The 25,868-nt window shown below is 70.3% G+C and carries 19 protein-coding genes, 3 tRNA genes and 1 pseudogene; 11 read left to right on the top strand and 12 right to left on the bottom strand.

The annotated features are described in order from the left end of the window. Positions 1–76: 76 nt before the first annotated feature. Both ACFYX0_RS28570 and ACFYX0_RS28565 read right to left on the bottom strand, forming a co-directional pair. Positions 77–149: transfer RNA gene (locus ACFYX0_RS28570), tRNA-Arg, on the bottom strand. Between the two features lie 230 nt (positions 150–379). Further along, positions 380–470: transfer RNA gene (locus ACFYX0_RS28565), tRNA-Ser, on the bottom strand. Between the two features lie 177 nt (positions 471–647). Between ACFYX0_RS28565 and ACFYX0_RS28560 the strand changes: the two genes are divergently transcribed. Both ACFYX0_RS28560 and ACFYX0_RS28555 read left to right on the top strand, forming a co-directional pair. Beyond that, a complete protein-coding gene (locus ACFYX0_RS28560) occupies positions 648–1,289 on the top strand; it encodes an SSI family serine proteinase inhibitor (RefSeq protein WP_388974252.1) in 642 nt (213 codons plus the stop codon). Between the two features lie 189 nt (positions 1,290–1,478). After that, entirely contained in the window at positions 1,479–5,618 is a 4,140-nt protein-coding gene (locus ACFYX0_RS28555; RefSeq protein WP_388974250.1) for a PAS domain-containing protein, read from the top strand. A 99-nt stretch (positions 5,619–5,717) separates the two neighbouring features. On the opposite strand, the gene ACFYX0_RS28550 is transcribed toward ACFYX0_RS28555, so the two are convergent. The 5 genes and pseudogenes from ACFYX0_RS28550 to ACFYX0_RS28530 form a co-directional block, all read right to left on the bottom strand. After that, positions 5,718–7,394 (bottom strand): long-chain fatty acid--CoA ligase, encoded by a 1,677-nt coding sequence (locus ACFYX0_RS28550; protein ID WP_388974248.1) that lies wholly within the window; start codon positions 7,392–7,394, stop codon positions 5,718–5,720. A gap of 90 nt (positions 7,395–7,484) precedes the next feature. Continuing rightward, a complete protein-coding gene (locus tag ACFYX0_RS28545) occupies positions 7,485–8,048 on the bottom strand; it encodes a SigE family RNA polymerase sigma factor (protein WP_388974247.1) in 564 nt (187 codons plus the stop codon). Positions 8,049–8,199: 151 nt separating this feature from the next. Then, the gene (locus ACFYX0_RS28540) at positions 8,200–9,366 is read right to left on the bottom strand and encodes a lipid-transfer protein (protein WP_388974245.1); all 1,167 of its coding nucleotides are present in this window, start codon (positions 9,364–9,366) and stop codon (positions 8,200–8,202) included. 440 nt (positions 9,367–9,806) lie between these two features. Next, positions 9,807–10,796, bottom strand: a pseudogene (locus tag ACFYX0_RS28535) (bifunctional MaoC family dehydratase N-terminal/OB-fold nucleic acid binding domain-containing protein); the annotation flags it as partial. 268 nt (positions 10,797–11,064) lie between these two features. Continuing rightward, positions 11,065–11,376 carry a hypothetical protein gene (locus ACFYX0_RS28530; RefSeq protein ID WP_355916094.1) on the bottom strand — a complete coding sequence of 104 codons (312 nt, stop codon included), beginning with the start codon at positions 11,374–11,376 and terminating at the stop codon, positions 11,065–11,067. 363 nt (positions 11,377–11,739) lie between these two features. Between ACFYX0_RS28530 and ACFYX0_RS28525 the strand changes: the two genes are divergently transcribed. Both ACFYX0_RS28525 and ACFYX0_RS28520 read left to right on the top strand, forming a co-directional pair. After that, entirely contained in the window at positions 11,740–12,621 is an 882-nt protein-coding gene (locus ACFYX0_RS28525) for a bifunctional DNA primase/polymerase (protein ID WP_388974243.1), read from the top strand. A gap of 246 nt (positions 12,622–12,867) precedes the next feature. Continuing rightward, complete coding sequence (locus ACFYX0_RS28520) at positions 12,868–13,455, top strand: hypothetical protein (RefSeq protein WP_388974241.1); 588 nt, start codon at positions 12,868–12,870, stop codon at positions 13,453–13,455. Between the two features lie 46 nt (positions 13,456–13,501). On the opposite strand, the gene ACFYX0_RS28515 is transcribed toward ACFYX0_RS28520, so the two are convergent. After that, positions 13,502–14,413, bottom strand: a complete 912-nt coding sequence (locus tag ACFYX0_RS28515) for a TolB family protein (RefSeq protein WP_388974239.1) — start codon at positions 14,411–14,413, stop codon at positions 13,502–13,504. 339 nt (positions 14,414–14,752) lie between these two features. Between ACFYX0_RS28515 and ACFYX0_RS28510 the strand changes: the two genes are divergently transcribed. After that, a complete protein-coding gene (locus ACFYX0_RS28510; RefSeq protein ID WP_388974237.1) occupies positions 14,753–15,058 on the top strand; it encodes a hypothetical protein in 306 nt (101 codons plus the stop codon). Between the two features lie 579 nt (positions 15,059–15,637). Here ACFYX0_RS28510 and ACFYX0_RS28505 read toward each other — a convergent pair. Continuing rightward, positions 15,638–15,859: a hypothetical protein gene (locus ACFYX0_RS28505; RefSeq protein ID WP_388974236.1), complete on the bottom strand. Its 222-nt coding sequence runs from the start codon at positions 15,857–15,859 to the stop codon at positions 15,638–15,640. A gap of 1,133 nt (positions 15,860–16,992) precedes the next feature. Here ACFYX0_RS28505 and ACFYX0_RS28500 point away from each other — a divergent pair. Next, positions 16,993–17,664: a hypothetical protein gene (locus ACFYX0_RS28500; RefSeq protein WP_388974234.1), complete on the top strand. Its 672-nt coding sequence runs from the start codon at positions 16,993–16,995 to the stop codon at positions 17,662–17,664. A 268-nt stretch (positions 17,665–17,932) separates the two neighbouring features. Here ACFYX0_RS28500 and ACFYX0_RS28495 read toward each other — a convergent pair whose 3' ends face one another. Beyond that, complete coding sequence (locus tag ACFYX0_RS28495) at positions 17,933–18,253, bottom strand: hypothetical protein (protein WP_388974232.1); 321 nt, start codon at positions 18,251–18,253, stop codon at positions 17,933–17,935. 519 nt (positions 18,254–18,772) lie between these two features. On the opposite strand from ACFYX0_RS28495, the gene ACFYX0_RS28490 reads away from it, so the two are divergent. Further along, a complete protein-coding gene (locus ACFYX0_RS28490) occupies positions 18,773–19,636 on the top strand; it encodes an HAD family hydrolase (RefSeq protein ID WP_388974231.1) in 864 nt (287 codons plus the stop codon). Between the two features lie 137 nt (positions 19,637–19,773). On the opposite strand, the gene ACFYX0_RS28485 is transcribed toward ACFYX0_RS28490, so the two are convergent. Further along, a tRNA-Ser gene (locus ACFYX0_RS28485) sits at positions 19,774–19,858 on the bottom strand. A 250-nt stretch (positions 19,859–20,108) separates the two neighbouring features. Here ACFYX0_RS28485 and ACFYX0_RS28480 point away from each other — a divergent pair. Further along, positions 20,109–20,720 carry a DUF1707 domain-containing protein gene (locus tag ACFYX0_RS28480; RefSeq protein ID WP_388974229.1) on the top strand — a complete coding sequence of 204 codons (612 nt, stop codon included), beginning with the start codon at positions 20,109–20,111 and terminating at the stop codon, positions 20,718–20,720. Positions 20,721–20,929: 209 nt separating this feature from the next. Here ACFYX0_RS28480 and ACFYX0_RS28475 read toward each other — a convergent pair whose 3' ends face one another. Further along, a complete protein-coding gene (locus ACFYX0_RS28475; protein ID WP_388974227.1) occupies positions 20,930–22,444 on the bottom strand; it encodes a trypsin-like peptidase domain-containing protein in 1,515 nt (504 codons plus the stop codon). A 279-nt stretch (positions 22,445–22,723) separates the two neighbouring features. On the opposite strand from ACFYX0_RS28475, the gene ACFYX0_RS28470 reads away from it, so the two are divergent. From ACFYX0_RS28470 to ACFYX0_RS28460, 3 genes are all read left to right on the top strand, one after another. Continuing rightward, a complete protein-coding gene (locus tag ACFYX0_RS28470) occupies positions 22,724–23,533 on the top strand; it encodes a glycerophosphodiester phosphodiesterase (protein ID WP_388974225.1) in 810 nt (269 codons plus the stop codon). Positions 23,534–23,883: 350 nt separating this feature from the next. Further along, a complete protein-coding gene (locus tag ACFYX0_RS28465) occupies positions 23,884–24,513 on the top strand; it encodes an ATP-binding protein (RefSeq protein ID WP_388974223.1) in 630 nt (209 codons plus the stop codon). Between the two features lie 252 nt (positions 24,514–24,765). Next, entirely contained in the window at positions 24,766–25,731 is a 966-nt protein-coding gene (locus ACFYX0_RS28460; RefSeq protein ID WP_388974222.1) for a DUF5926 family protein, read from the top strand. The last annotated feature ends 137 nt before the right edge of the window (positions 25,732–25,868 follow it).

Genomic DNA, 25,868 nt, shown 5'->3' with positions numbered 1-25,868 from the left:
CACTTCGGGCCGCGTTGATGTCAGCGGTTGATGTCAAAGGCCCCTTGGGATCATCCCAAGGGGCCTTTGACCTGTGCGCACTCGGCAGGATTCGAACCTGCAACCTTCTGATCCGTAGTCAGATGCTCTATCCGTTAAGCTACGAGTGCTTGTTTTTTGTTTTTTGTCTTCGCTCCCGGCCCTTCCGGCCCGCTCGCGGCGACAGGAAGAACATTACATGACTGCCGCCGCCATGTGAAATCCATTAGGCACACCCCTTGTGACCTGCGAAAACACCCTGCGGGTGAGTGGGGAGGCGGTGAGCCGCGGGGGCACCGAAGCCCCGGGCCCGGGAACGCCGAAGCCCCGGTCGCGGGGACCGGGGCTTCGGGATGAGGTGCGGAGGCGGAGGGATTTGAACCCTCGATGGGCTTTAAGGCCCAAACCGCATTAGCAGTGCGGCGCCATAGACCGGACTAGGCGACGCCTCCAGCACAACCATCCGCGCGAGCGCGAATGGTGCGTGCAGATGATGACACAGCCGAGTGGGCTGTCACCAATCGCCCCCCACGGTACTAGGCAGGAAGGCCACGGGGCAAAGCACAGGGCCGCTGATCCGGGGCGGGATCCGTCGAAGGTGGCACCGGGGGGACGGCGAGGGGCGGTTCATGACCGTTCCGCCCGGCTTTTCCGTGGATCTCCCCAAGTGGATCTCCCGGCCGGGCGTCCTCGCGATCACCGTCGAGGTGCTTTCCGGTTCGCCACGGCAGCCACCTCCGCCACTCGGGTCACATCCGAAACCGTCCCGCTCCGCCACCGTTAGTCAGGGCATGCTCCAGTTCTCCTCGCGCGCCGTGCTCCTCGGGGCCGTCGCCGTCCTCGCCGCCGTGGCGGCGCCCGCACCGGCGAACGCCCACGGCACCCCGCCCCTGCCCCGCGGCGACCAGCTCGTGATCACCGTCCGGAACGCCGGGCGCGCCGACGGGACGTATGTGCTGCGCTGCCACCCGTCGCACGGCACTCACCCGAGCCCCGCCGCCGCGTGCGCCGCGCTCGACCGGCGCACCGTCTGGGGCCGCGACCCCTTCGCCCCGGTGCCGCCGCGCGCCCTGTGCACGATGCAGTACGGCGGCCCGGCCACCGCGCGTATCTCCGGGACCTGGGCCGGCCGGCCGGTCGACGCGCGCTACGACCGCCGCGACGGCTGTCAGGTGGCCCGCTGGGACAACCTCGTGCCGCTGCTGCCGGTGGTGCGTGCGCGGGACGAGCACCACCCGGCCACCGCCGACGCCGGGACGCGTCCGAGCTGATCTCGGGGGGGGTTCCGCGACGACCTGCGCGGTCACAGCTTCTGCGTCACTTCCGCGTGCGACCTCCCTCTCATCCGGCGCCGCACGCCGGGCCGGTGCCCGTAGACTCCCTCGCGTGACACGCTGCGGGCCGGTTGGCAAGATGGCCTCCGCGGTCGGCAAGGTGCGGTAACAGGGAGGAAGCGTCTCGTGAGCAGCAGGCCATCCCGAGGGGCTGCTCGCCTCGCTGCCATACTGGACGCGCTTCCCGACGCATTGGTGCTGGTCAACGCCAACGGGACGGTCGTCAACGCCAACACCATCGCCCTGGAGGCCTTCGAGACGCCCGGCACCGCCCTGGTCGGACGCGGGCTGCTCGACCTGCTGCCGGAGTTCGACTCGCGGCTGATCCCCGGGTCCATGCGGCGCCCCGACTCCACGGACACACGCGGACGCACCAAGCCGACGCGGATGATCGCGCGGCGCACGGACGGGAGCGAGTTCCCCGTCGAGGTCACGAGCGCCAACCTGGAGGACGGCCGGCAGGCCTACGACGGCTACGGCTACACCGGCGACGAGCTGCTCATGCTCGTCGTCCGCGATCTGTCCGGCACCGTCGACACCGAGGCCGAACTCGCCCGCTCCCAGCGGCAGACCGAGATGATCCTGCGGGCTGCGGCCGAGGGCGTGGTGGGCACGGACACCGACGGGCGGATCGTGCTCGTCAACCCCGCAGCCGCCCAGATCCTCGGATACCGGGCCAGCGACCTGGGCGGCAAGGAGCTGCACACCCTCGTCCTGCACTCGCGGGAGGACGGTGGCCCCTTCCCGTACACGGAGTCGCCGCTGCACGACACCCTGCGCTCCGGGCGCAAGCACCGGGTGCGCGGGCAGGTGCTGTGGTCGAAGTCCGGGGGCAAGGTGCCGGTCGACCTGACGACCTCGCCGGTGCGCGACGGCGACCAGATCGTCGGCGCCGTGATGACGTTCACCGACCGGCGCCCCTTCGACGCGCTCGCCGCGGAGAAGGAGGAGGCGGACCAGCAGCACCAGCAGGAGCTGGAGCGGATCACCAAGGAGCACGAGGAGGAGCTCGCGCGGCTGCGCGAGGAGCACTCCGCCGAGCTCGCCGAGGTGCGCGAGCGGCACGCGGAGGAGATCGCGGCCGGTGAGGAGCGCTACGCCGCGCTCGGCGAGCGCGAGAAGGACCGCTTCGAGGCCCTGAGCGCCCGGCACGACCAACTGCTCGCCGTGCTCGGCCAGTCGCTGCGCGGCCCCCTCGACGAACTGCGCGGCGAGCTGGCCAAGCTCGCCGCGGACGACGCCGGACAGCTGTGGCCCGAGGCCAACCAGGTGCTCCACCACCTCGCGGCCGGCTACTCGCGGATCACCACGCTCGTCGACAACGTGCTCGGCTACCAGCAGCTGGACGCGGGCGACGACCAGCTCGTACGGGCGACCGTCATGCTCGACGCGGTCGTCGCCGCCGGTGTCGACGGCGCCGTCGAACTGATCGGGCCCGGACGGGTGCAGTTCGCCGTCCACGCCCCGCCCATCGAGGCCGAGGTCGATCCCCGGCGGCTCGCCCAGGCGCTCGCGCATCTCGTCGCGGACGTGACGGGTGTCGACGCCACGGGCAACGCGCCCGTCTCGGCGGGCGGTTACCTGGACAACACCGTCGTCGTGGCGGCCGCGCAGCGCGGCGAGGTCGTACGCATCGAGGTGCGCGGCCCGTACGCCGGGGGAGACCCGGTGCACCAGCCGATCGTCGCCGGGATCGTGCGCGCGCACGGCGGTGTGCTGCAGACGCACGAGGTGCCGGGGATGAGCGGCAGCGCGTATGTGCTCGAGGTGCCGCTCGGCGGCGGCGCCGGCACGGTCGCGCCTCCGTCGATGGCGATCGCCGTGGTGGAACCCGGCGGCGAGAGCGCGCAGCCGGAGCAGCAGCCCGCCCAGCAGAGCGGCGGCCGGCGGCGGGCCCGCCGGTCGTCCGTGGACGCGTTCCTGGAGAGCGAGGTCGGCGCCGCGTCGGCCCCGTCCGCCGAGCCGGCTGCGGCGCCCACCGGGCGGCGCAGGCGGCGTGCGGCGGAGGAGGCGGCCGAGGCGCCGGCTCCGGCAGGGACCCCCGAGAGCGAGAACGCGGTGGACGCCCCGGCCTCCGGTGGCACGGGACGGCGGCGCGGGCGGCCGAGCCCCGCCGAGGGCGTGTCCGAGGGCGCGGTGGTGACCGCGGCGGAGCATGCCGCCGGAACCCCCGCGTCGGCCAGCGGACTGGGCGAGGCCGTACCGCCGCAGGGGGTGCCGGTGCCCACCGGCCGTCGCGCCCGCCGGGACAGCGAGCCGCAGGCACTGCCACCGGCGCTGCCTGCGGCCCCCGATACGTCGTCCCCCCAGGACTCCGGTGCCGCGGACACACCGGCCGGACGCCGTCGGCGTGCGCTGGCCGCCGCGAACGAGCGGGCCGCCGCCGCGGATTCCGGTCCCCGGCCCGTGTTCGCACTGCCGCCGGCTGAGGCGGACCGCACTCCGGAGCAGCCCGCCCCTGCCGCCCTCGTTCCCGCTCCCGGCCCTGCGGACGACAGCCGCCATGACGCGGTGGCGCACGACACGGCCAACGACCACACCCCGCCGCAGCCGCACCCGGTCGCCGCGCCCACGGGCCGCCGCCGCGCCCGTCCGGCCGCCGCACCCGGGCAGCAGCCGGACGCCGCAGGAACCGTGCCCGCCCAAGGTGTGCCGGCACAGGGCGGCCCCGCACCCGAGGTCCCCCAGCCCGTCCCGGTGCCCGGCCTGCCCGGGGCGCCTCCGTCGGCCGTGCCCCCGCAGGGGCTTCCGGCGCGGACCGCACCGGAGCTCCCGGGACAACCCCTTCCGGTCCAGGCGGGAGCAGACAGGTCCGGCGCCGCTGACCAGCGCCTGCCCGCCGTCGCGGGTCGGCCGGCCCCCGCAGTCGGTCAGCCCGTCCCCGGTCAGCCTTCCGTCGCTCCGCGGCCCGCGGCACAGGCGGAGCCGGTGCTGCCCGCCCAGGCCACGCCCGCGACCCCGGTGCCCCCGCGGACCTGGTCCGGCTCGGGTGAGACCTCCGGGGCCGGGGCCGGGATCCCGCTGCCGCAGCCCACGCCGTCGGCGGGTACGCCGCTGCCTCCGGAGCGCGCCGCCCAGCCGCGGGCCGCCCAGCCGCTGCCGGCCGAGGCCGCCGCGTCCATGGACTCCAACTCGACGCAGGGCCGGGCGATCAGCGTGCGGACGCTCGGACAGGGCGTGCCCTTCGCGCGTCAGGGGACGGCCCAGCCGCCGGCCCAGCCCCGCCCCCAGTCGTCCACGCCGCCGCCGCACGCGTCGAACGGTTCCGGACGTCGTCGCAAGCTCGGCACGCCTCCGGACCCCGCGGGCGAGCGCCCGGAGACGGCGGCGCGTCCGCACCCCCAGTCCGCCACGGCTCCGCTCCCGCCGCAGCCCTCCCTGGCCGGGCAGTCGCGCCTGGCCGGCACCACCGAGGGCAACGGGCGGTCGTACGCCATAGGGGCTCCGGACGTGAACGCCGCCGAGGGGCCCGAGCCGCTGGACGGTCCCGGTGGCGCCGTGGAGATCGCCGACCAGCCCCAGTCACGGCCGATGGACGACGAGCTGCCCCCGGAGCCGCTCGACAACCCGCGTCGGCTGCTCGTGTGGCCCGCGCCGGACGTGACGACTCAGCAGGCGCTGAGCGACCGCGGCTACCGGCCCGTCATCGTCAACTCCCGTGAGGAGGTCGACGCGCAGATCGCCGCCTTCCCGGCCGCGCTCTTCGTCGACCCGCTCACCGGCCCGATCACACGGACCGCGCTCCAGTCCCTGCGTCAGGCGGCGGTGGCCGCCGAGGTCCCCGTGCTCGTCACGGCGGGGCTCGGGCAGGCGACGCGTGAGGCGGCGTACGGCGCCGACCCGGCCGTGCTCCTGAAGGCCCTCGCCCCGCGCGACTCCGAGCAGCACCCGCCGCGGGTACTGCTCATCGAGGAGCACGCGGAGATCGCGCTGGCCATGACGGCGACCCTGGAACGGCGGGGCATGCAGGTCGCGCGGGCCGCGTCGGACGCGGACGCGGTCACTCTGGCGGCGCAGATGCGGCCGAATCTCGTGGTGATGGACTTGATGCAGATGCACCGCCGGCAGGCCGGGGTGGTCGACTGGCTGCGCGCGAACAACCTGCTCAACCGCACCCCGCTCGTCGTCTACACCGCGGCCGTGGACCAGGCCGAGCTGCCCCGGCTGGTTTCGGGTGAGACCGTCCTGTTCCTGGCGGAGCGCTCGACGAGCCCCGGGGTGCAGGACCGGATCGTGGATCTGCTGGCGCGAATCGGCACCAACTAAGGCATTCCGAAGGGGACTTAACGGCTCATACGTCGCGTGGGGCGCTGTTTCACGTGAAACAGCGCCCCACACGCACATCCAACGGGCCTGCGTGCGGCCCTAGATGTGCGTGACGTCCAGCTCGCCCGCCGCGTACTGCCGACGCAGCAGCTTCTTGTCGAACTTGCCGACACTCGTCTTGGGCACGGTCCCGAGGATCGTCCAGCGCTCCGGGAGCTGCCACTTGGCGATCCTCGCCTCCTCGGCGAGGAAGGTCCGCAGGGTGGTGAAGTCCGCGGTGGACCCCTCCTGTAGCACGACGATCGCCAGCGGACGCTCACCCCACTTGTCGTCGGGCACGGCGACCACGGTGGCCTCGGTGACATCCGGGTGGGACATCAGCGCGTTCTCCAGGTCGACCGAGGAGATCCACTCGCCGCCGGACTTGATGACGTCCTTGGCCCGGTCGGTGAGGGTGAGGTAGCCGTCGCGGTCGATGGTGCCGACGTCCCCGGTCTTGAGCCAGCCGTCCTCGCTGAACTTGTCGTCGGGACGCAGGGGCTCGGCGTCGGGGCCGTTGTAGTACGCGCCCGCGATCCACGGTCCGCGCACCTCCAACTCGCCCGCGGACTCGCCGTCCCAGGGGAGCCGCTCCCCGCCGGGGCCGGTGAGGCGGGCCTCGACGCCGGCCGGGAAGCGCCCCTGGGTAAGCCGGTAGGCGAACTCCGCCTCCGTGCCCAGCACATGGGCGGGCGGCCGGGCCACCGTGCCGAGCGGGGAGGTCTCGGTCATGCCCCAGGCGTGGATGACACGCATGCCGAGCTTGTCGAAGGCCGTCATGAGCGAGGGCGGACAGGCCGAGCCGCCGATGGTGACATGGGCGAGGGAGGCGACATCCCGGGGCCGGGCGGTCAGCTCGGCGAGCAGGCCCTGCCAGATGGTGGGGACGGCGGCGGCGTAGGTCGGCCGCTCCTTCTCGATCATCTCGGCAAGTGGCCCAGGCTGCAGGAAGCGGTCCGGCATGAGCAGGTGGACGCCGGTCATGAAGGTGGCGTGCGGCAGGCCCCAGGCGTTGACGTGGAACTGCGGGACCACGACGAGCGCGGTGTCCTCGTCGGTCAGGCCCAGCGACTGGGCCATGTTGCACTGCATGGAGTGCAGGTAGACGGACCGGTGGGAGTAGAGGACGCCCTTGGGGTCGCCGGTGGTGCCGGAGGTGTAGCACATGGCGGCGGCCTGGCGTTCGTCCAGCTCCGGCCAGTCGTAGGTGGTCGGCTTGCCGGCGAGGAGGTCCTCGTACTCGTGCACCTGGGCGGAGACCTCGGCGAGCAGCGAACGGTCTCCCGGGCCGGACACGATCACATGCTCGACGGTCTTCAGATGCGGCAGCAGCGGAGCGAGCAGCGGCAGCAGTGAGCCGTTGACGATGACGACCCGGTCGGCGGCGTGGTTGGCGATCCACACCAACTGCTCTGCGGGCAGGCGCAGGTTGAGGGTGTGCAGGACGGCGCCCATGGAGGGGATCGCGAAGTACGCCTCGACGTGCTCGGCGTTGTTCCACATGAGGGTCGCGACCCGGTCGTCGTCCCGGACGCCGATGTCCTCACGCAGGGCGTGGGCCAACTGAGCCGCGCGGGCGCCGATCTCGGCGTAGGAACGGCGGTGTGGTTCACCCTCACCGGTCCAGGTGGTCACCTGAGACGATCCGTGGACCGTCGACCCGTGGGTCAGGATCCTCGAGATCAGCAGCGGTACGTCCTGCATCGTGCTCTGCACGGCGTCCTCCCGGGGCAGCATTGCCTACGCGGTGGTAGGGGGGTTGCGCTGATTCTGCGCACATACCACGCGGTATGTCACTACTCCCCGGCATGATCGATCAGGTTCCGGTCATGATGCCCAGCGCACCGGCTCCAGTTCAGGATCCTCACGGAGCTTGCCCAGCGCCCTGGACACCGCGGACTTCACCGTCCCGACGGAGACACCGAGCACCTCGGCCGTCTGGGCCTCGCTCAGGTCCTCGTAGTACCGCAGGACGACCATCGCCCGCTGACGTACCGGAAGCTTCGTGATCGCCCGCCACATTGCGTCGTGCAGTGCCTGTTCCTCGGCCGGGTCCGTGGCGGGCATCCCCTCCGGCTCGGGCAGCTCGTCGCAGACGAACTCGTCGACCTTGCGCTTGCGCCACTGCGAGGTCCGCGTGTTGAGCAGTGCGCGGCGCACATACCCGTCGAGCGCCCGGTGGTCCTCGATCCGCTCCCATGCGGCATAGGTCTTGGCGAGGGCGGTCTGCAGCAGGTCCTCCGCATCGCTCGGGTTCGCGGTCAGCGACCGGGCGGTACGGAGCAGCACCGGCTGGCGTGCCTGGACGTACGACGAGAACGACGGATAGGGAAGGGTCTGCCTCGCCGATGCAGCGGCGTTCGGAGCGCTGGTGCAGACGGGTGTGGTCATGGCTCCACGCTAGGTTCGACACCCCGTGCGGCGGATCGGCCGCAGGTCCCGAAGCCGTCTCCCCCTCAGGTTGTATGCGGGGGGTCATCCACACCTCCTGAAGGTGGACGAGCCGGTACCCCCGTCTGAGGGTTCCCCCCTGAGGGACGCCTCAGCCGTCCGCCGCCAGGATCAGACCGGAGGTGGGGACACCGGTGCCCGCGGTGACCAGGGTGCGGGCGGCGCCGGGGATCTGGTTCACCGCGGTGCCGCGCAGCTGGCGCACGGCCTCCGCGATGCCGTTCATCCCGTGCAGATACGCCTCTCCCAGCTGCCCCCCATGGGTGTTGAGCGGCAGCGTCCCCGATGCCACGAAGTCCGCCGCCGCGCCCGGTGCGCAGAACCCGAACTCCTCCAGCTGCATCAGCACGAACGGCGTGAAGTGGTCGTAGAGAATGGCCACGTCGATGTCCGCGGGCCCCAGGTCCGACGTCCGCCACAGCTGTCGGGCCACCACGCCCATCTCCGGCAGCCCGGTCAGGTCGTCCCGGTAGAAGCTCGTCATCTGCTCCTGGGCGCGGCCCGCGCCCTGCGCGGCGGCCGTGATCACCGCGGGCGGGTGCGGCAGGTCGCGCGCCCGCTCGACGGAGGTGACCACCAGCGCCTGACCGCCGTCCGTCTCCTGGCAGCAGTCGAGCAGCCGCAGCGGCTCCACGATCCAGCGGGAGGCCGCGTGGTCGGCGAGGGTGATGGGGCGGCCGTGGAAGTACGCCGCCGGGTTCGTCGCCGCGTGGCGGCGGTCCACCACGACCACCTCGCCGAACGCCTCCGGGGTCAGCCCGTGGACGTACAGGTAGCGCTGGGCCGCCATCGCCACCCAGGACGCCGGGGTGAGCAGCCCGAACGGCAGCGACCAGCCCAGCGCCGCCCCCTCCGCCGACGGCTCCCGGTGCTGCACCCCGGCGCCGAAGCGACGGCCCGAGCGTTCGTTGAACGCGCGGTAGCAGACCACGACCTCGGCCACCCCGGTCGCCACCGCGAGCGCGGCCTGCTGGACCGTCGCGCACGCGGCGCCGCCCCCGTAGTGGATCCGCGAGAAGAAGGACAGCTCTCCGATCCCGGCCGCCTGGGCCACGGTGATCTCGGGACTGGTGTCCATCGTGAACGTGACCATGCCGTCGACGTCCGCGGGCGACAGCCCCGCGTCGTCCAGCGCGGCCCGTACCGCCTCCACCGCCAGCCGTAGCTCGCTGCGGCCGGAGTCCTTGGAGAACTCGGTCGCGCCGATCCCGACGACCGCCGCCCGTCCGCCGAGGGCGTCCCTCGTCCGTACGCTCATCGGGCGCCCCCGCCCGGGACGGTGACGATGACCGTGCCGGTGACATGCCGGCCGATGCCGTTGTCCCCGACCACCCGCACCGTCGCGGTGTCCCCGTCGACCTCCTCGACCGTGCCGGTCAGCACCATGGTGTCCCCCGGATAATTGGGCGCGCCGAGCCGGACGGCGACCCTGCGCAGCACCGCCGCCGGACCGAAGTGGTCCGTGACATACCGCCCGACCAGGCCGTTCGTGGTCAGGATGTTCATGAAGACGTCGGGGGAGCCCTTCTGGCGGGCCAGCTCCGCGTCGTGGTGCACGTCCTGGTAGTCACGGGAGGCGATCGCCCCGGCCACGATCAGCGTGCACGTGATCCCGATCGTGAGCGGTGGCAGCCGCGTTCCCGGCCGAAGCTGCGCGTCCGGTTCGAGCTCGCTGTCCATGGCGGAGATCAGCCCCGTTCCGTCCTGGGCCCGGAACACCGGGAGCTCCAACTCGTCGTCGTACCGGACGAATTCCAGGCGGACCGGCACACCGATCCGCACCTTGTCGTACGGCACCCCGATCACATTGCTGACGATCCGCACGCCCTCCGCCAGTTCGATCAGGCCGACCGCGTAGGGAGGGGAGAAGGCCGGGAAGGGCGGATGGTGCATGACCACGTACGAGTGGACCGTCCCGGCCCCGGCCGCCTCGACCGTGTCCCACTCGGGGGATCCGCACGCGCTGCACCCCGGCAGCCAGGGGAAGCGGAGGGTGTCGCAGCCGGTGCACCGCTGGATCAGCAGCCGGTGCCGGGCCACGCCCTCCCAGAACCCGGCGTTGTCCCGGTTGATCACTGGGCGCGGCCTTCGGTGGGCGGGTCGGTCGGGGGCGGGCGTGCGCTGCGTGGACGCGTCCTTCGTCAGCGCGTTCTTCGTCAGCGCGTCCTTCGTCAGCGCGTCCTTCGTGGGCGTGTGCCGCGCCGGTGCGTACTTGAGGATGCGGAACCGGTGGGTCCCCACCCGCTCCCCGTCCACCCGTACGTCCATCCGCGTCGTCACGAAGTAACCGGCGCCGAGTCTCGTCCGCTTCCGGTCGGAGACCGACTCGATCACCGCGTCGAAGGTGACCTCGTCGCCGAGCCGCAGCAGGCGCAGATACTCCTGTTCGCAGTCCGTGGCGACGACCGACGTGCAACCGGCCTCGTCGAGCAGTCCGAGCAGCTCGTCGTACGCCCCCGTGCGTCCCGTGTGCCCGCTGAGCCCGCCCATCGTCCACGCCTGGAGCATGGTGGGCGGGGCGATGGCGTCCGGGCCGGTGTATGCGGCGTTGGTGTCGCCCATCGCCTCGCACCAGTGCCGGATCATGGGCGCGTTGACGCGGTCCTTGCCGACGCCCGCGACCGCGGCCGGCCGGCCCTCGTACGCCTTCAGCCGTGCGGCGAACGCACCCCCGCCCGCGTCGTCCATCGGCTCCCCCTCTCCTGGAGCATCCCGGCGCATCCCGGCGCATTCCGAAGCATCCCGGATGGATCCCGGAGCAAGACTTTCTGACTGTCCGTCAGTTATCGTCGACTGTCAAGGTGGACGGGCATGCCGGCCAGGCGAACGGGCACGCGCGCGTGGATATCGAAAAACGCCCGCGCGGCGGCACCGAAGTACCGCCGCGCGGACGCGTGATGACCCCTGAAAGCACACAGACGAAATCAGGACCGGCGACGGCGCGCCGGTCCCCCGCTCACCACAGACGGGTGAAGTGGATGAGCACGGTCTGGCTCCGCTGGTTGATGGACGTGAAGGCGGAGTGGTTCACCTGGGCCGTGTTGCTCTGGTTCGAGGCACCGGTGCCGACCGCTTGTTGCTGTGTGGTGGACGAGTTGCCGTTGTTGTCGTGGCCGACGCCGCTGCCGACGATGCTCGCCGCCGCCGCGTTCGATCCGTCGTCCGCGAGGGCCCCGTTGTCCGCCGAGGCGACGCCCGTGAAGAGGGCGGCGGCGAGGGGGAGCGCCGCGACGGCGGCGAGGACGCGGGCGGTACGGATGCTTGCCATGTATTTCCTCCAGAACCCTGTACGCGCCGGACGGGTGCCGATGCGTACGCGAAGTACGGCTTTGCCAAGGCAGTTGGCCGACCGCCTCGGACGATGTACGACGTCGCGCCTCCAGAGTTGCCCACCGCACCCTCGGCGAATCTCCCCGGAAGCAGTGATTCGCCCCTAAGCGTGAGAAGTGGTCGATAAACCCTTTTCGCGACCCTTCCCCGCCGGGCGCCGCGACGGCGAACGCCGAGGCCGCCGGATTCCGTACGCCCGAAGGACTGAGACCGACCCGTCGGAGATGGAGGCCACCCCGGCGAAGCCGGCCGGACACCGACCCCCCTTTCTTTTTTCGAACATACGTACGAACATAGAGCCATGGCCACCATCGACCGGAAGGCCACCACCCTGGCCCTGGCCCATGCCCTGTCCGCCGCGGAACGCGGACTGGCGGTGATCCCGCTGTCCCGGGCGAAGCTGCCCGCCCTGCGCTCCCCCCACCGTGACGACCCCGATCCGACGGCCTCCGTGTGCCACGGCGAGTGCGGCCGCTTCGGCCACGGGGTCTACGACGCCACGACCGACCCCCGCCGCATCCGCGCGCTGTTCGCCGCCGCGCCCTGGGCCACCGGCTACGGCATCGCCTGCGGACTTCACCCTCACCATCTGATCGGCATCGACCTCGACACCAAGTCCGGCACCGACTCCTCGGCCGCCCTGCGCGAACTGGCGCTGCGCCATCTGTTCACCATCCCGGAGACGGTGGTCGTCCTGACCCCGAGCGGCGGCCGCCACCTGTGGCTGAGCGGGCCACCGGACGTCGTCGTCCCCAACTCGGCGAGCCGTCTGGCCCCCGGCATCGACGTCCGGGGCGCCGGCGGCTATCTGGTCGGCCCTGGCTCACGCACCGAGCACGGCACGTACGGTACGGCGCCGGGCACCGCGCACCTGGCGCCCGCGCCCTGTCCGCCCGCCCTGCTGCGCCTCCTCACGCCCCCGCCGCGCACCCGGCACCCCACGCCCTCGTCGACCGGGCGGCACGGCCAGGGCCTGGTCCAGTTCGTCCTGGCCGCACATCAGGGTCAGCGCAACACCCGTCTCTTCTGGGCCGCCTGCCGGGCGTACGAGAACGGCATCGGCCCCGAGCTCACCCCGGCCCTGGTCGACGCGGCGATCCGCACCGGCCTCACCCGGCGAGAGGCCCGCTCGACGATCGCGTCGGCGGCACGGATGACGGGGACAGCGGCGCGCAACAGGTGACGGATGACGGGACAGCGGCGCGCAACAGGTGCCTGACGCGAGGGCGACAGCCCTCTTCCCTGGGCCGCAGGTCAGACACGTGCAGGCACGCCCGCCAAGCCGTCGTCATCGCCGTCGCGCCCGCTACGTGCCCCTGGCCCGTGATCGTGCCCGCTGAGCCAGGAGTCCGCTGCTCTGCCGGCCGGCCGGCCGTGGATCAAAGCCGGGCGGTGGTGCGCGGGCCGGAATGCCTGGTAGGCATGGGACGTGCGCTTCGAGACCGTTCCCATGCCGCCGACTGTCGCGGCGCGGCCCCGCGACACCCGCGGCTATCCCGTCCCCGCCATCACGCCGTGGGAGGGGGAGTCGCCGCAGTTCGCGCTCACCGACTACGCGCGCAGCGCCGAGTGCGCCCGCAAGCGGCTGTGCTCGGTGTGCAACGAACCCATGCCGGGCGGGCCGGTGTGGAGGGTGGTGGGCGCAGCGGAGAGCGCCGCGATCGGCGAGGCGCTGGCCGCCGGACGCCCGTACCGCAATCTCGCGCCGACCTGGGAGGGCCCGGGGCACCGTGCGTGCATGCTGTACGCCTCGATGGTGTGCCCCTACCTGGCCCGGCCCAACGCCCGGCGCGGTCTGACGGCACAGCAGCCGGACGAGATGAACGCGCATGTCGTCAAGGGCGCCGTCAGGGGTTCGATGGGCGCGGTGGTGGGGTTCGCGGAGTACGAGTTCGCAGTCACCGACAGCCAGGTGCTGTTCCGCTTCCTTGACGTGATCGAGTTCCTGCCGCACGACACCGCGGACGCGCACCTGGACGAACTGCGGGCCGACCTCGCCCGGTCGGCGACGACATGACGTCGCGCTCCGGACGGGCCCGGCCCGGTTCCGCAGCGGACGGGGATCAGGGACGGTAGGCGGGCAGGCCGACCGCCGAGGTGACCTTGGACGGGCGGCCCTTGCCGCTCGCCGGGATCGTCACGATGCCGTTCGGGGTCCGCACGGCGAGAGTGGCGCCGTTGGGGGACCAGGCCGGCTCGGTGTAGTCGGTGGTGGCGTGCGGGGTGAGGTCCTTGGCAGCGCTGTTGTGGGTCAGGCTCTCCACGAAGACGTGGTCGTGGCCGGCGACGGAGCGCACGAACACGACCTCGTCCCCGCTGGGCGACAGGGCGGGCTCGTAGCCCTTGGTGAGCGCGCCGCCCTGCTGGCGGATGTAGTCGTCGCGGATGTAGACGTCACCCGTGTGGACGTTCGCGTAGACCGACGTGCCGTACTTGCCGCCGCCGTTCGGCCACACGTTGCCGGTCTGCGGCAACGGCGCCTCGCCCGGGCCGGGTTCGCCGATCAGGGACAGCGTCTTGGGCGTGCCGTGGACGGCCTTGGCGGAGACGTATTCCAGCCGGGACACGCCCTTGACGCGGGCGGCGAAGATGAGGTTGTCCACGCCGGGGATGCCGTTGCGGGTGTCGGTGGCCCGCACCTGCCAGGTCGGGTGGGACCAGTTCTGGTTGCCGGGGTTTCTGGCGACGACGACGCGCCCGCTGCCGTCGGGGTTGGCCACGTCCAGGTTCCCCGAGCCGTCGACGAAGGCCGCCTTGTTGCCGTTCGGCGCCCAGGCGAGGTCGCGGACGGGCACCCCGAAGTTCACCCGGCGGCCGTTGACGAGTACGTACTTGGTGCCGTTGCTGATGGTCAGGGCGCCGTGCGCCCCGCTGGTGGCGGCGTTTGCGGAGACGGAGACGCCGAGCAGCGTGGTGCCGGTGACGGCGGCGGCAACGGCGACGGCGGCAACGGTGTGCCGGATGCGCGTGGACATGACGGGCTTCCCCCAGGAACGTCGGCTGATGCTGGCACAAATCTGGCAGCCCCTGATCCCCGAATCGTCCGTCCGGCGTCACAGACGTGCAACACGCGAGACGGGAACGCCGGTGAACGCTCCTGCGCACAGCCCAACCCCCCGCCAGCGTTGTCGACCCAGCACCCTTGATGCCCTGACCGGCAACTACTCCTGGCACCGGAGGACTTTCCGGGGGCGTGTGCGCCTCTTGATGACGGCCAATCAGATTCTTTACCTGGAGTCATAGTTGACAGTCATACGATCTGCTCACGCTCGTGATGGCACGGCGTGAAGCGGAGGGATCATGAGGCTTTTCAGGTGGGGCTCGCAGCCGTGGCCGCAGGGGTGAGCGTGCTGACCATGCCTCCCGTCACGGTTCAGGCAGCAACGGCGGCTCCCGTCAGTTCCAAGCCGACCTGCACGTATGGCGAGATAACCGGTTCGGGCAATTCGTCCAACGAACCGATCTCCACGAGGGCAGGCCAGAACCTGGTCACGTACACCATTGTGCGCAACGCCAAATCGGCACCGTTGTCCGGTGTGTTCTTCGACTACCAGATGGTGCGGCCCAGCAACCACAAGGGTGCAGCGCCCACCGTCTCCCTTCACTTCTTCGGCTTCTGATGTAAGTGGCCCACCCGTCGACACGCGTGGCCGTGCCCCATCCGTGCCCGATCGTGCGGGGAACCGCGGGGAATCACGGTGCCGAGCAGGCACCATTCGACGTAACGGCCCCTGACCGTCTCACCTGGTCAGAGGCCGTTCACCTGCGCGGTGGGTGTGGGATTTGAACCCACGGTGACTCGCGCCACGACGGTTTTCAAGAGCGTCGCGGTTGCACTACCTCTGGGACCGGTGACCTGCAGAAACGACGTGGTATGTAGCGAGAGGGCCGCAGCTGGCCCACACATGGCCCACAGAGGCGCCAACCCGGTCCATCTGGGGATGTCCAACACGCTTTCCAACTGTCCGCCCGACCGTACGGGGACGTGCGTGGAGGTTCGTGTTGGGCCCTTTGTCAGCCCTTCTGAACAGGCAGTTCGACCCGTGTCTCCGCGTCCTCCTGTCCCGCGCGGGCAGGGTAGACGGGCCACGTCTGAGCGTGCCCGACGGGTCGGCACAGTCCCTGCGACTCTCCCGGCTGCGCTCGCGCGGGAGCGCCCCGCGGCGCGTGGCGCGTGGCTGCGGGGCGCCTTGTGGGGTTTAGTCGACGATGAGCCTGCCGTCGTCCGCACCGCCCACGCAGCCGAAGCCCTCTACCGTTCCGCCGCCCTCCCTGCACTGATCAGGGGTGACCTGAGAAGGGGTGACGTAGGTTGGCGCACCCTGTGCGGTGGTGGCGGTGGCGGTGGCGGCGCCTGTGAGGCCGAGTCCGGCGAGGGCTGCCGTGGCGAAGACGGCGGCGAGGATTCGTCGAATGCCCATTTGGTTCCCCTTTCACGGATTGCCTCGGTTGGGGCACTAGCCAGCTTGATCTTCACCCGTATGAGTGGCACGTCGTGGTGCGCCATTCGGGTGACAGTGCCGGCGGGTGCGGGGTCGGTGACACGACCCGTCGGACAGCACACCTAGAACGAAGAGACCACCCATTGCGCTCGCGCGCGACGGCGTTCGGGTGCTCCCCGCCCGCCGCGGACTTCCGGGCCGACTCGGACCTGGTGTGCCCGACGGGTCGGCACAGTCCTGCGACTCTCCCGGCTACGCTCGCGCGGGAGCGCCCCGCAGCGCGTGGCTGCGGGGCGCCTTGTGGGGGTTTAGTCGACTATCTGCCCGTTGTGCGTACCGCCCACGCAGGTCCCGGTGAGCAAGGTGCCAACGCCAACCAAGATGGCCGCGATCGCACCGGGGTTGACCCTTCTGCGTGGGTCACTAGGCTCGGGCTCGGTAGGGATCTCAGGCATCGCCATGAAGCCTCCTTACTGTCGGCTGGCCGCTTGGGCCGGGTCGGCCATGCCCCGCCCCCTCAGACACACGCCAACCCGCTAAGTCCGACGCGGCAAGGGCCTTCATGATGGTCAATAATCGAACAAATGCTTGAATTTGGACATGTGACCGTTCACCGACGATCTCCGCTCCATCGCGCGCGGCGACGGTGAGTCATGACCGAGCTGCCGTCTGATGTACCGCGACTCCGAGTGATCCTCGCGTTTCTCGAGGAACGGATCGCCGAGAGCGAGACCGTCGGCGTCTATCTGCGCCTGCAGCGTGACTCCATGCGGGAGGAGCTGGCCCGCACGGAAGGCGGGCCAGCATCCAGGCGCTCCCGTGGGCCCGAGCCCGGGGGACGCCCCGCCGTAGCGCCTCGCGCTTCCCGCGCCCCTTCAGTGAAACAGTTGAAGCTTCAATGAGATTGCCGGAATCTGAACTTCCGGTAATCCGTTTGTGACCTTGACCTGCTGTTTCTTGTCATGTAAAAATCCCTGTCGCATCCCAACGTGATGGGCGCATGACGAGCCTGACCAGCCCGTCAAAGATCGCTGCCGAAGTCGTCACAACCGCTTTCGGCGCACATTTGGGGGAAACATTTGAAGACTAATATTTCGCGCGCCACTGTATTGGTGCTGGCCGTTGCAATGTCGGGCACGCTTATCGGGGGATCCGTCGGCACGGCATTCGCGGCGTCGAAGGTCGCTCAGGTCACCACTGAAGCGCAACCCGAGCGGACTGCGCTCACGCCGGTTCCCTCAGCCGAGTACGCACCCTCCTCGAGCCCGCTGCACGCGCTGAATGGCTACGTCTCGTACTCACAAGACGGCTACCGCATTGATGCCCCGGCCTCCGCGCTAGCCGACGTTCCGCAGGCCGATCTCGAAAAGCTCAATGCCTACATTGGCGCTGTGAACAGTGACATCAAGAGCGGCAAGCTCGTGATGTCAGCCGAGGGGGTGGCGGAAACTGCTTCGAGCGAGGCACCCGCACGCCAAACCCTGGCTGTCGCGCAGAAGGCCGTATCGAAGCGCCATGGGTACATCAAGACTCACTGGTACGGTGTCGAAGTTGGACTTGACAGCTGGCTGACCAACAAGGTGGAAGGGGGTACTTGGCTCGCCTCCGGGGCCGGGGGGCTTGCCACCTTGTTGGGCGGGGGAACTACTGCCGGTATTGTTGCGGCGGCACTGGCTACTGCAGCGGGCGCAATACAGGTCTGCCAGCATAAGGACGGCTGGACAATCTTGTACTGGGTCGGCCCGATTGGTGCCGGCGGGTTCGTATGTAACCCATTTGGCTAACATGGAGAAACTCTGATGAGTCCAGCAGTAAAGCAGGTCATAGCCACGACGACCGTCGGGGTCCTGGTACTCCTCGCTCTAATCTCATTCTTCGCTCAACTGCACTCCTCGGAGAACTACGCGAAGGCCTTCGGGTCGGCTGCCTTTGTCGCGACCGTTGTCTTCTATGCGCTCGGCTGGGTGAAGCGGAGGGATTAATTTAGTAGCGGTTCGATTCCTGAGTAGCTTAGGAGTCGAACCGCTGTTGAAATGCTGCGGGGACTCGGTTTCATTCACGCCAAACAGGCTTGATCAGATCGGGATTGAAGATGCGATTCCCTCTTCCCGCCGGGTGGATAATCACCGCCGACAGGCTGTGAAGGCTGATCTCCTGTTGGCACTCAATCGGGAGATCGAAGAACTCGTCTTCCGTCAGATCCTCGGTGCGGCCCTGTGCCTCCCGCTGCTTCTGCTCCTTGCTGAACCGTGACCGCTCCAGCTTCAGCTCGTCGCGGAGCCTCTCCTTGGCCGGCAGTAACTGCAGGAGTGTGGACACGGTGATCTGCTTGGACTTCTCTGCTTCCATGAGCTGGCTGATGTCGGCGATCACGTCCGCCAACTCCTGTTCCCTTGGCCACTGCCGCTCGACCGGCACACCCGATGCGCTGGCCTTCTCGCGCTGTTCTTCGAGTACCAGCCGTGATTAGAGCGCGTGTTCGATTTTCTGAGCAAGGTGGGCGAGCATCTCTCGCGGCGTGGGTGAGGTCCGCGGCAAGCAGCACCAGCCGCCCGCTGCCGGCCGCGGGATGTTGAACATGGTTCACCCTTCGCTGGTCAAGCCACCGATACCCCACTCAACAACCTTCTGGAGCGGCTCGCGGCTCGCCGAAAGCATCGTCTCCGAACATCGCGCCAAGCCCATGCGCTACGTCAGCGGAACAACGGTGCCGACGACAGCCGTGGTTGTATCGATCAGGGCTGGCCCAACTGTGTGTATGGCTGTACGGGGCTGTTCATGGACGTTCGCGCGGCGGGTCAGAGTGGGTGCACGTACGGCAGTGGACAGTGGCGTCCGTCAGCGAACTGGACAACGATCAGGACAACGGGCGGGGCGGGTAGCGTTCGCCGTGTGCTGGCACTCTTCGATCTCGACGACACCCTGATTGACCGACAGGGCGGCTTGGACGCATGGGCAGGTGCCTTTGCTCATTCCCGTGGACTGCCGGATCAGGCCGCGGCGCATGTGACTGCCAGGCTGCGAGACCGGGCGGCCCCTGAGGACTTCGATTATCTGCGAGACGTCCTACGGCTCACGGACGGCGCTGAGGACCTGTGGCGTGAGTACGTCGACGGAGTGACTCGATCAGTGCACTGCTTTCCCGGAGTCCTAGAAGGTCTCCAAGAGCTCCGCCGCGAGGGATGGAGACTGGGGATTGCGACAAATGGGGCGGTCGATATCCAGAGTGCCAAGCTCGACGCGACCGGGCTCGCCGGGCTCTTCGACGGAGTCGCCATCTCGGAAAGTGTCGGAGCACGGAAGCCAGAGCGCGCCCTCTTTGATGCCGCAGTCGCGATCTGTGGCGTCCCGCGTAAGCGCGGCGCCACACGGACTGTGCCCATCCCGCCTGTCCTTGTACATCTACTCCGAGAGCACATTGCCCGATACGGCACAGCCGACGACGGCCGACTCTTCCGGGCGGCGCGGGGAGGTCGGGTGGCGTCCACGGAGTACTGCGATGTCTGGGAGAGAGCACGTAAAGCAGTGCTCTCCCGCCGTGAAGCTGCGTCCGCACTCGCAGCGGTCCCGTACTCCCTGCGGCACGCGGGGGTGTCACTCTGGATCAAGTCGGGGGTGGACCCCGCGGAGGTCGCAGCCCGTGCCGGCCACAGCATCGCCGTGCTCTACCGCTTCTACGCCAAGATCCTTAAGGGCGGTCAGCAGCACTCCAACAACTTGATCGCTCGCGCACTCGACGTGGGAGATCAGCGCTGACGCTGGCCCACAGATGGCCCATACGCACTGGTCAGAGCTGGGATACGGGCGAGAAAGGGTGAGACAGCCTGTACGCGAAAGGGGTGCCCCAATGACCGGGGCACCCCTTCTGACCAGCACCTACGCTGACCTGCAAGCGGTGGGTGTGGGATTTGAACCCACGGTGGCTCGCGCCACGACGGTTTTCAAGACCGTTCCCTTAGGCCGCTCGGGCAACCCACCCCTGCACCGCCCACCTGGGGCGGAGCGGATACAGCGTACCGGCCGGACGGGGTTCGCGGGGCCGTGGTCCACCACAGGTCCAGATCCTGGAGCCGGACCCCGCGGCGGGGCCTGCCGGCGCCGGACCGGGCTGCCCATCGGGCTTCCCTGAGATCCGTCAGGGTCTTCACCCATTTCCGCGGTCGGACATTGCCCGTCCCCTGAGCCCGCCAGCACACTGAACCCATGCCAGGCGACATCTCCGGAGCGGATGACACCTCCCCGTAGCCCCATGTCCGAGCAGCGGGTGTCTCATCGAGACCGTGACCAGGCCGTGGAGATCCTCCGAGTCGCGGCAGGGGACGGCCGGCTGACCGCCGCCGAGCTGGACGAGCGCGTCGAGGCGGCACTGGCGGCACGCACTGCCTCCGACCTCGCGGTGCTGGTTGCCGATCTGCCGCTCGAAGGGATGCCGCAGCAGGCCCGCGAGGTGATCCGGATCGACCAGCGCTTCGGAGAGGGCAAGCGCACCGGTCGCTGGCTGGTGCCGCGCCGGATGGAGATCCGGCTGAAGTTCAGTGAGCTGAAGCTCGACTTCACCGAGGCCGTGATCACCCACGACACCCTGTACATCGACGTGGACCTGCGCATCGGCGGACATCTGACGCTGATCACCGGACCGGGGATCGTGGTCGACGCCGACGACGTCAGCTACAGCCGCGGCGACATCAAGGTCGCCCCGGCCATCGACCCGGACACTCCGGTGCGGCTGCGTGTGGTGCTGACCGGCAGATCGACCGGCGGCGACATCGTGGCCCGGCCGCCGCGGCGCGCGCCCTGGCAGTTGCTCCGCCGCAGGCCCCAGGCGGGCGACGACCGCTGAACGGCTGACTTCCCGGTACGCGGAAGGGGCACCGCTCGGTGAGCGATGCCCCTTGCGATCCGTAGGTCCGTCCCCTGACCAGTACGTCTGTGACGTGCGGGGGCGGTGGGGACGGACTCGCGGGTGCGCTGTCGCACCACCGCGGCTTTCCGGACCGTCCCGTTGGGCCGAACGGGTGACCCGTCCCGCCCGCGCCGCGGCCCGCAGGCTCAGTCGTCGCCGGCGCGGGAGCCCAGGGTCACGTCGGTGGTGTGGGTCTTGCCGTCGCGCTCGTAGGTGATCGTGACCTTGTCCCCGGGCTTGTGGGTCCAGATCTCGCCGATCAGGGTCGGGCCGCTGTCGATCACCGTGTCGTCGAGCTTGGTGATCACGTCACCCGGCTTCAGGCCCGCCTTGTCCGCCGGGCCGCCCGACTCGACCGGGGCGGAACCGGCCGCGCCCTGGTCGGTGATCTTCGCCCCGCCGCTGCTGTCCTCCAGCGAGACGGAGGCGCCGATCTTGGCGTAGACCGGCTTGCCCGTCTTGATCAGCTGCTGGGCGACGTACTTGGCCTGGTTGATCGGGATCGCGAAGCCCAGACCGATCGAACCGGACTGGCCGCCGCTGCCGAGGCCGCTGCTGCCCGTGGACTGGATCGCCGAGTTGATGCCGATGACCGCGCCCTGCGCGTCCAACAGGGGGCCGCCGGAGTTGCCCGGGTTGATCGAGGCGTCCGTCTGCAGGGCGCTCATGTAGGACGCCTTGCTGGAGGAGCTGCCGTCGCTGGAGGCCACCGGGCGGTGCTTGGCGCTGATGATGCCCGCGGTCACCGTGTTCGACAGGCCGAAGGGGGCGCCGATCGCGATCGTCGCGTCACCCACCGCCACCTTGTCGGAGTCGCCGAGCGCGAGCGGCTTGAGGTCCGACGGGGGGTTCTTGAGCTTGATCACGGCGACGTCGTAGCCCTGGGCGTGCCCGATGATCTCGGCGTCGTACTTCTTGCCGTTCGGGAAGGTCGCCGTGAGCTTGCCGCCGTCGACCGCGTCCGCCACCACGTGGTTGTTGGTGACGATGTGGCCCTGGGCGTCGAAGACGAAGCCCGTGCCGGTGCCGCCCTGGCCGTTGGTGCTCTCGGCCTCGATGGTGACCGTGCTCGGCAGGGCCGCAGCGGCCACGGCCGCGACGGAGCCGTTGTCGTGTCTGGCGTCGCCGCCGCTGGTGGCGGCGGACACGGTCGTCGAGCCGGTGGAGTCGTCGTTCTTGGCGAGCTGGTAGCCGATGCCACCGCCCACGCCGCCCGCGACCAGCGCGGCCACGAGGATCGCCGCGACCAGGCCGCCGCGGCCCTTCCTCTGCTTCGGAACCGGCTCCTGGTACGAGGCGCCCCAGGCGCCGCCCGCACCACCACCGCCGCCCGCGTAGGAGGGGACCACCGGCCCAGGCGGCGGCCAGTCCGCCCCGGCCGTCGAGGGGGCGCCGGGCTGCCCCGGAGGCACCGGCGGGAACTGCGTGGTCGGCGCGCCCTCCGACGGGGCGGCGTACGGCGCACGCTCCGGCCGGGCGGGGTACGGCGCGCCCTCCGGGGACGGAGTGCTCCCCGCGTCCGGACCGGGCGCGCCCGCGCCCGGTCCGGACGGCGCGTGCCCCTCAGGAGTTGCGCCCGGCGCGGAAGCGGGAGCGTCCACCGGCACGGGAGGTGCAGACGGGGCCGGGGGTACCGCAGTGCCCTCGTTCTCGGTGCTCACAGCTCTTCTCCTCGTTCCACGGCTGTTCCAATGGGTCGCACTCGGCCGCCTTCGCTCACCCTGCGCGGCGCCGGGCGCGTATCAGCTGTGCAAGTCTTTTGTACGTCGTCAAGCTTTTCCCACGGGACGTCAGGGCACCATAAGCGGCTGCTGTGGGTCCGCGTCCTCTTTTTATATCGGACCTGTCCGAACAAAAATCTGCATCCCCGACACCTCGCCGATACCGTCACGTCGTCTCCCGATACCGCACCTTCCCCCGGACGGTGACACCATGACGCGGTGACCCACGCACGACAGCACCTGGTCCAGGTCGTCGCCCACCGCGGAGCCTCCGAGGAGGCCCCCGAGCACACCCTGGCCGCGTACAAGAAGGCGATCGAGGGCGGTGCCGACGCCCTCGAGTGCGACGTCCGGCTGACCGCGGACGGACACCTCGTCTGCGTCCACGACCGACGCGTCAACCGTACGTCCAACGGCCGCGGCGCGGTGTCCGCCCTGGAGCTGGCCGACCTCGTCGCTCTGGATTTCGGCTCCTGGAAGAGAAGCGACGAGGAGCCCGACTGGGAGCACCGCCCGCAGGACCCCGAGGACACCTCCGTCCTCACCCTGGAGCGTCTGCTCGAACTCGTCGCCGACGCCGGGCGCCCCGTCGACCTGGCGATCGAGACCAAGCACCCGACGCGCTGGGCGGGGCAGGTCGAGGAGCGGCTGCTGCAACTGCTGAAGCGATTCGGCTTGGACGCCCCGGCATCCCCGGAGGAGTCCTCGGTGCGCCTCATGAGCTTCTCGGCGCGCTCGCTGCACCGGGTACGGACCGCCTCCCCGAACCTGCCGACGGTCTATCTGCTGCAGTTCCTCTCGCCCCGGCTGCGGGACGGACGGCTGCCCGCGGGTGTCCGGATCGCGGGCCCCTCGATGCGGATCGTGCGCAGCCACCCCGCGTACATCCAGCGGCTGAAGCGGGTCGGCCACCAGGTGCATGTGTGGACCGTGAACGAGCCCGAGGACGTCGACCTCTGTGTCGAGCTGGGGGTGGACGCCATCATCACCAACCGCCCGCGCGCGGTACTGCGCCAGCTGGGCCGCTGACCGGCTCCGCCGCCCCGACCCGGAGGGCCGCGTCGTCCCGGAAGGCCCCACCGACCCGGAAGTCCACGCCGTCCCGGAAGCCTGCGCCGTCCCGGAAGCCCGCGCCGTCCCGGAGGGCCGCGTCGTCCCGGAAGGCCACGCCGTCCCCGGGCGATCCCGTTCACATCACCGGACGGGTCCTGCACATGTCGCTGTGGCGATCCCGTCACAACACGGTGGCGATCCCCGTCACATCGCCGGACGATCCCGCTCACAGAGCGGCACGATTCGACCTCCCATAAGGGATGGAATCCGGCCACGCGATGACAGGGTGTGCACCGGCGCGTTCGCTGCGTGTTCGGCCGTTAGCAATGCGTCAGCGCGGGAACGCGGTCCGGTTTCCCGGCCATTGCCATGGGGCATTCACACCGTGGCGTGGGGCGAAGGAGGTCTCGGGGGTGGCGTTGGTGGTGGCACAGGAGGTGCCCACGTCGTCGAGCATGGCCGTACCCCATGGTCCTGCGGGCGTGGGGGAAGCAAGACATCGGATGCGCGATCAACTGCGAACCGGTGGCGTGGCGGAATCGGTCATCGACGATGCCGTACTGATCCTTTCGGAACTGCTCAGCAATGCGTGTCGCCATGGCAGACCACTGGGCGACAGGCTCCACTGGGACGGGGACGTACGTGCCGCATGGCGCGTCGACGTCTCCGGGCGACTCACGGTCGAGGTGACGGACGGTGGAGGCCCCACTCGTCCGGTCCCCGCGACCCCCTCGGTCACCGCGCACGGCGGCCGCGGGCTGAACATCATCACGGCGTTGGCCAAGGACTGGGGCGTCCGGGACGGCGTCCGCGGCGAGGTCACGGTCTGGGTCGTCGTCCAGAACGACGTCGGAGCGGCACACCGACGCGATGATTTCGCTACGCGCGTCACGGCCCCCTCCGTCTCGGAGCTGCCCGACCTGGACTTCACGGACGCGTTCGAAGAGCTGGACTGACCGCGAACCGCATCGAGCCGGACCCGGCTGAAGCGACCGGACTGGGACGGTACCGCGTCCCGGGGCGTGTGCGAAGGCTCCCGGCAAGGATCGGGACAGCCCGAACGCCGCTCCCACGGACACTTTGCGACCTGGAACGGAGCACCGCTTCGAGGACGCCTCGGTGCGTTGTCCACAGGATCCCGTCGGGCGTCGTACGAGCGGCTAGGCTCGCGCCCGTACGAAACGAGCCGTAACCGGGAGACACCCACGATGGCCAAGAAGCGACCCCAGACCCAGGCCAAGCGCCCGCAGCTCACGGATGCTGAGATCCCGGTCGTCGGCGCCCGTGAGCCCTGCCCCTGCGGCAGCGGCCGGCGTTACAAGGCCTGCCACGGCCGGGCCGCCGCGCACGCGGTGACCGAGCTGGTGCAGCGTCCGTTCGAAGGACTCCCGGGCGAGTGCGACTGGATCGCCCTGCGCGAGCTGGTGCCGGCGGCGACCGTCGAGCTGAAGCTCAAGGACGCCCTCCCCGAGGACGTCCCCTCGGTCACGCTCGTCACGGTCCTGCCGATGGCGTGGCCGGCCCTGCGCCGCGACGACGGCTCGGTCCTGCTCGGCCTGCAGAACGACACGGCGTCGGGCGACATCAGCCGCGACCTCGCGGACACCCTCCAGCGCGCCATGACCGCCGAGCCGGGCACCCCGGTCCAGGGCCGCCGCGCACCCGCCGACGGACCGCGGCTGCAGGACCTGCTGGACCCCGAGGGCCCCTTCGAGCCGGTCGTCCACAGCGGCTTCGAGTTCTGGGTCCCGGACGCGCAGAACACGACGCCGGAGGTGGCCGCCTCCCTGGAGCGGGCCAACGCCGCGGCCATCCCGACGGTGAAGCTGGAGGACGTCGACGCCGCCTACTGGTGCGAGACCTCCGAGAAGAACCATCTGCGGTGGGTCATGCCGCACTCCGAGGAGCGGCTTCTGGACGCTCTCGCGCGGCTGCACGCGGCGGGGCAGTCGAGCCTCGGCGAAGGCACCCGCCTGGTCGGCTCCTTCCGTGCGCACGGGCTCACGGTGCCGGTCTGGGACCTGCCGAGCGAGGTGCGCGCGGAGGACATCGAGAAGCCGGCGGCCGAGTTCGCCGAGCGCCTCGCGACCGCCCTGGCGTCGGACGCACCGCTCACCGCGGACGAGCGCCGGGCGCGCGGCGGGCTGACCAACCGGCAGGTGACGCTCAGCTGACGCACGGCCTCCGCCTGACCGACCGGTCAGGCGGACCGGGGTGTCCTCCCCTGGGTGACGCCCGTCACAAGTCGCCATCGCGACAGGCAAATCCGTGCCGGAATGGCCGAGATCGAATTTGCGAACCGCCGATCTCT

The organism is Streptomyces sp. NPDC002573, from assembly GCF_042889625.1.
Classification (GTDB): Bacteria; Actinomycetota; Actinomycetes; order Streptomycetales; family Streptomycetaceae; genus Streptomyces; species Streptomyces gibsoniae.
The sequence above is the reverse complement of the archived record's forward strand: the minus strand, read 5'-3'. Positions and strand labels throughout refer to the sequence as shown.

What these genes read in the sequence shown, in the direction of transcription:
- ACFYX0_RS28525 (WP_388974243.1), top strand. Translation starts at nt 11,740, where the DNA reads ATGGCCACCATCGACCGGAAGGCCACCACCCTGGCCCTGGCCCATGCC.
- ACFYX0_RS28560 (WP_388974252.1), top strand. Translation starts at nt 648, where the DNA reads ATGACCGTTCCGCCCGGCTTTTCCGTGGATCTCCCCAAGTGGATCTCC.
- ACFYX0_RS28505 (WP_388974236.1), bottom strand. Translation starts at nt 15,859, where the DNA reads ATGGGCATTCGACGAATCCTCGCCGCCGTCTTCGCCACGGCAGCCCTC.
- ACFYX0_RS28530 (WP_355916094.1), bottom strand. Translation starts at nt 11,376, where the DNA reads ATGGCAAGCATCCGTACCGCCCGCGTCCTCGCCGCCGTCGCGGCGCTC.
- ACFYX0_RS28540 (WP_388974245.1), bottom strand. Translation starts at nt 9,366, where the DNA reads ATGAGCGTACGGACGAGGGACGCCCTCGGCGGACGGGCGGCGGTCGTC.
- ACFYX0_RS28545 (WP_388974247.1), bottom strand. Translation starts at nt 8,048, where the DNA reads ATGACCACACCCGTCTGCACCAGCGCTCCGAACGCCGCTGCATCGGCG.
- ACFYX0_RS28550 (WP_388974248.1), bottom strand. Translation starts at nt 7,394, where the DNA reads ATGCTGCCCCGGGAGGACGCCGTGCAGAGCACGATGCAGGACGTACCG.
- ACFYX0_RS28465 (WP_388974223.1), top strand. Translation starts at nt 23,884, where the DNA reads ATGCGTCAGCGCGGGAACGCGGTCCGGTTTCCCGGCCATTGCCATGGG.
- ACFYX0_RS28480 (WP_388974229.1), top strand. Translation starts at nt 20,109, where the DNA reads ATGACACCTCCCCGTAGCCCCATGTCCGAGCAGCGGGTGTCTCATCGA.
- ACFYX0_RS28460 (WP_388974222.1), top strand. Translation starts at nt 24,766, where the DNA reads ATGGCCAAGAAGCGACCCCAGACCCAGGCCAAGCGCCCGCAGCTCACG.
- ACFYX0_RS28515 (WP_388974239.1), bottom strand. Translation starts at nt 14,413, where the DNA reads ATGTCCACGCGCATCCGGCACACCGTTGCCGCCGTCGCCGTTGCCGCC.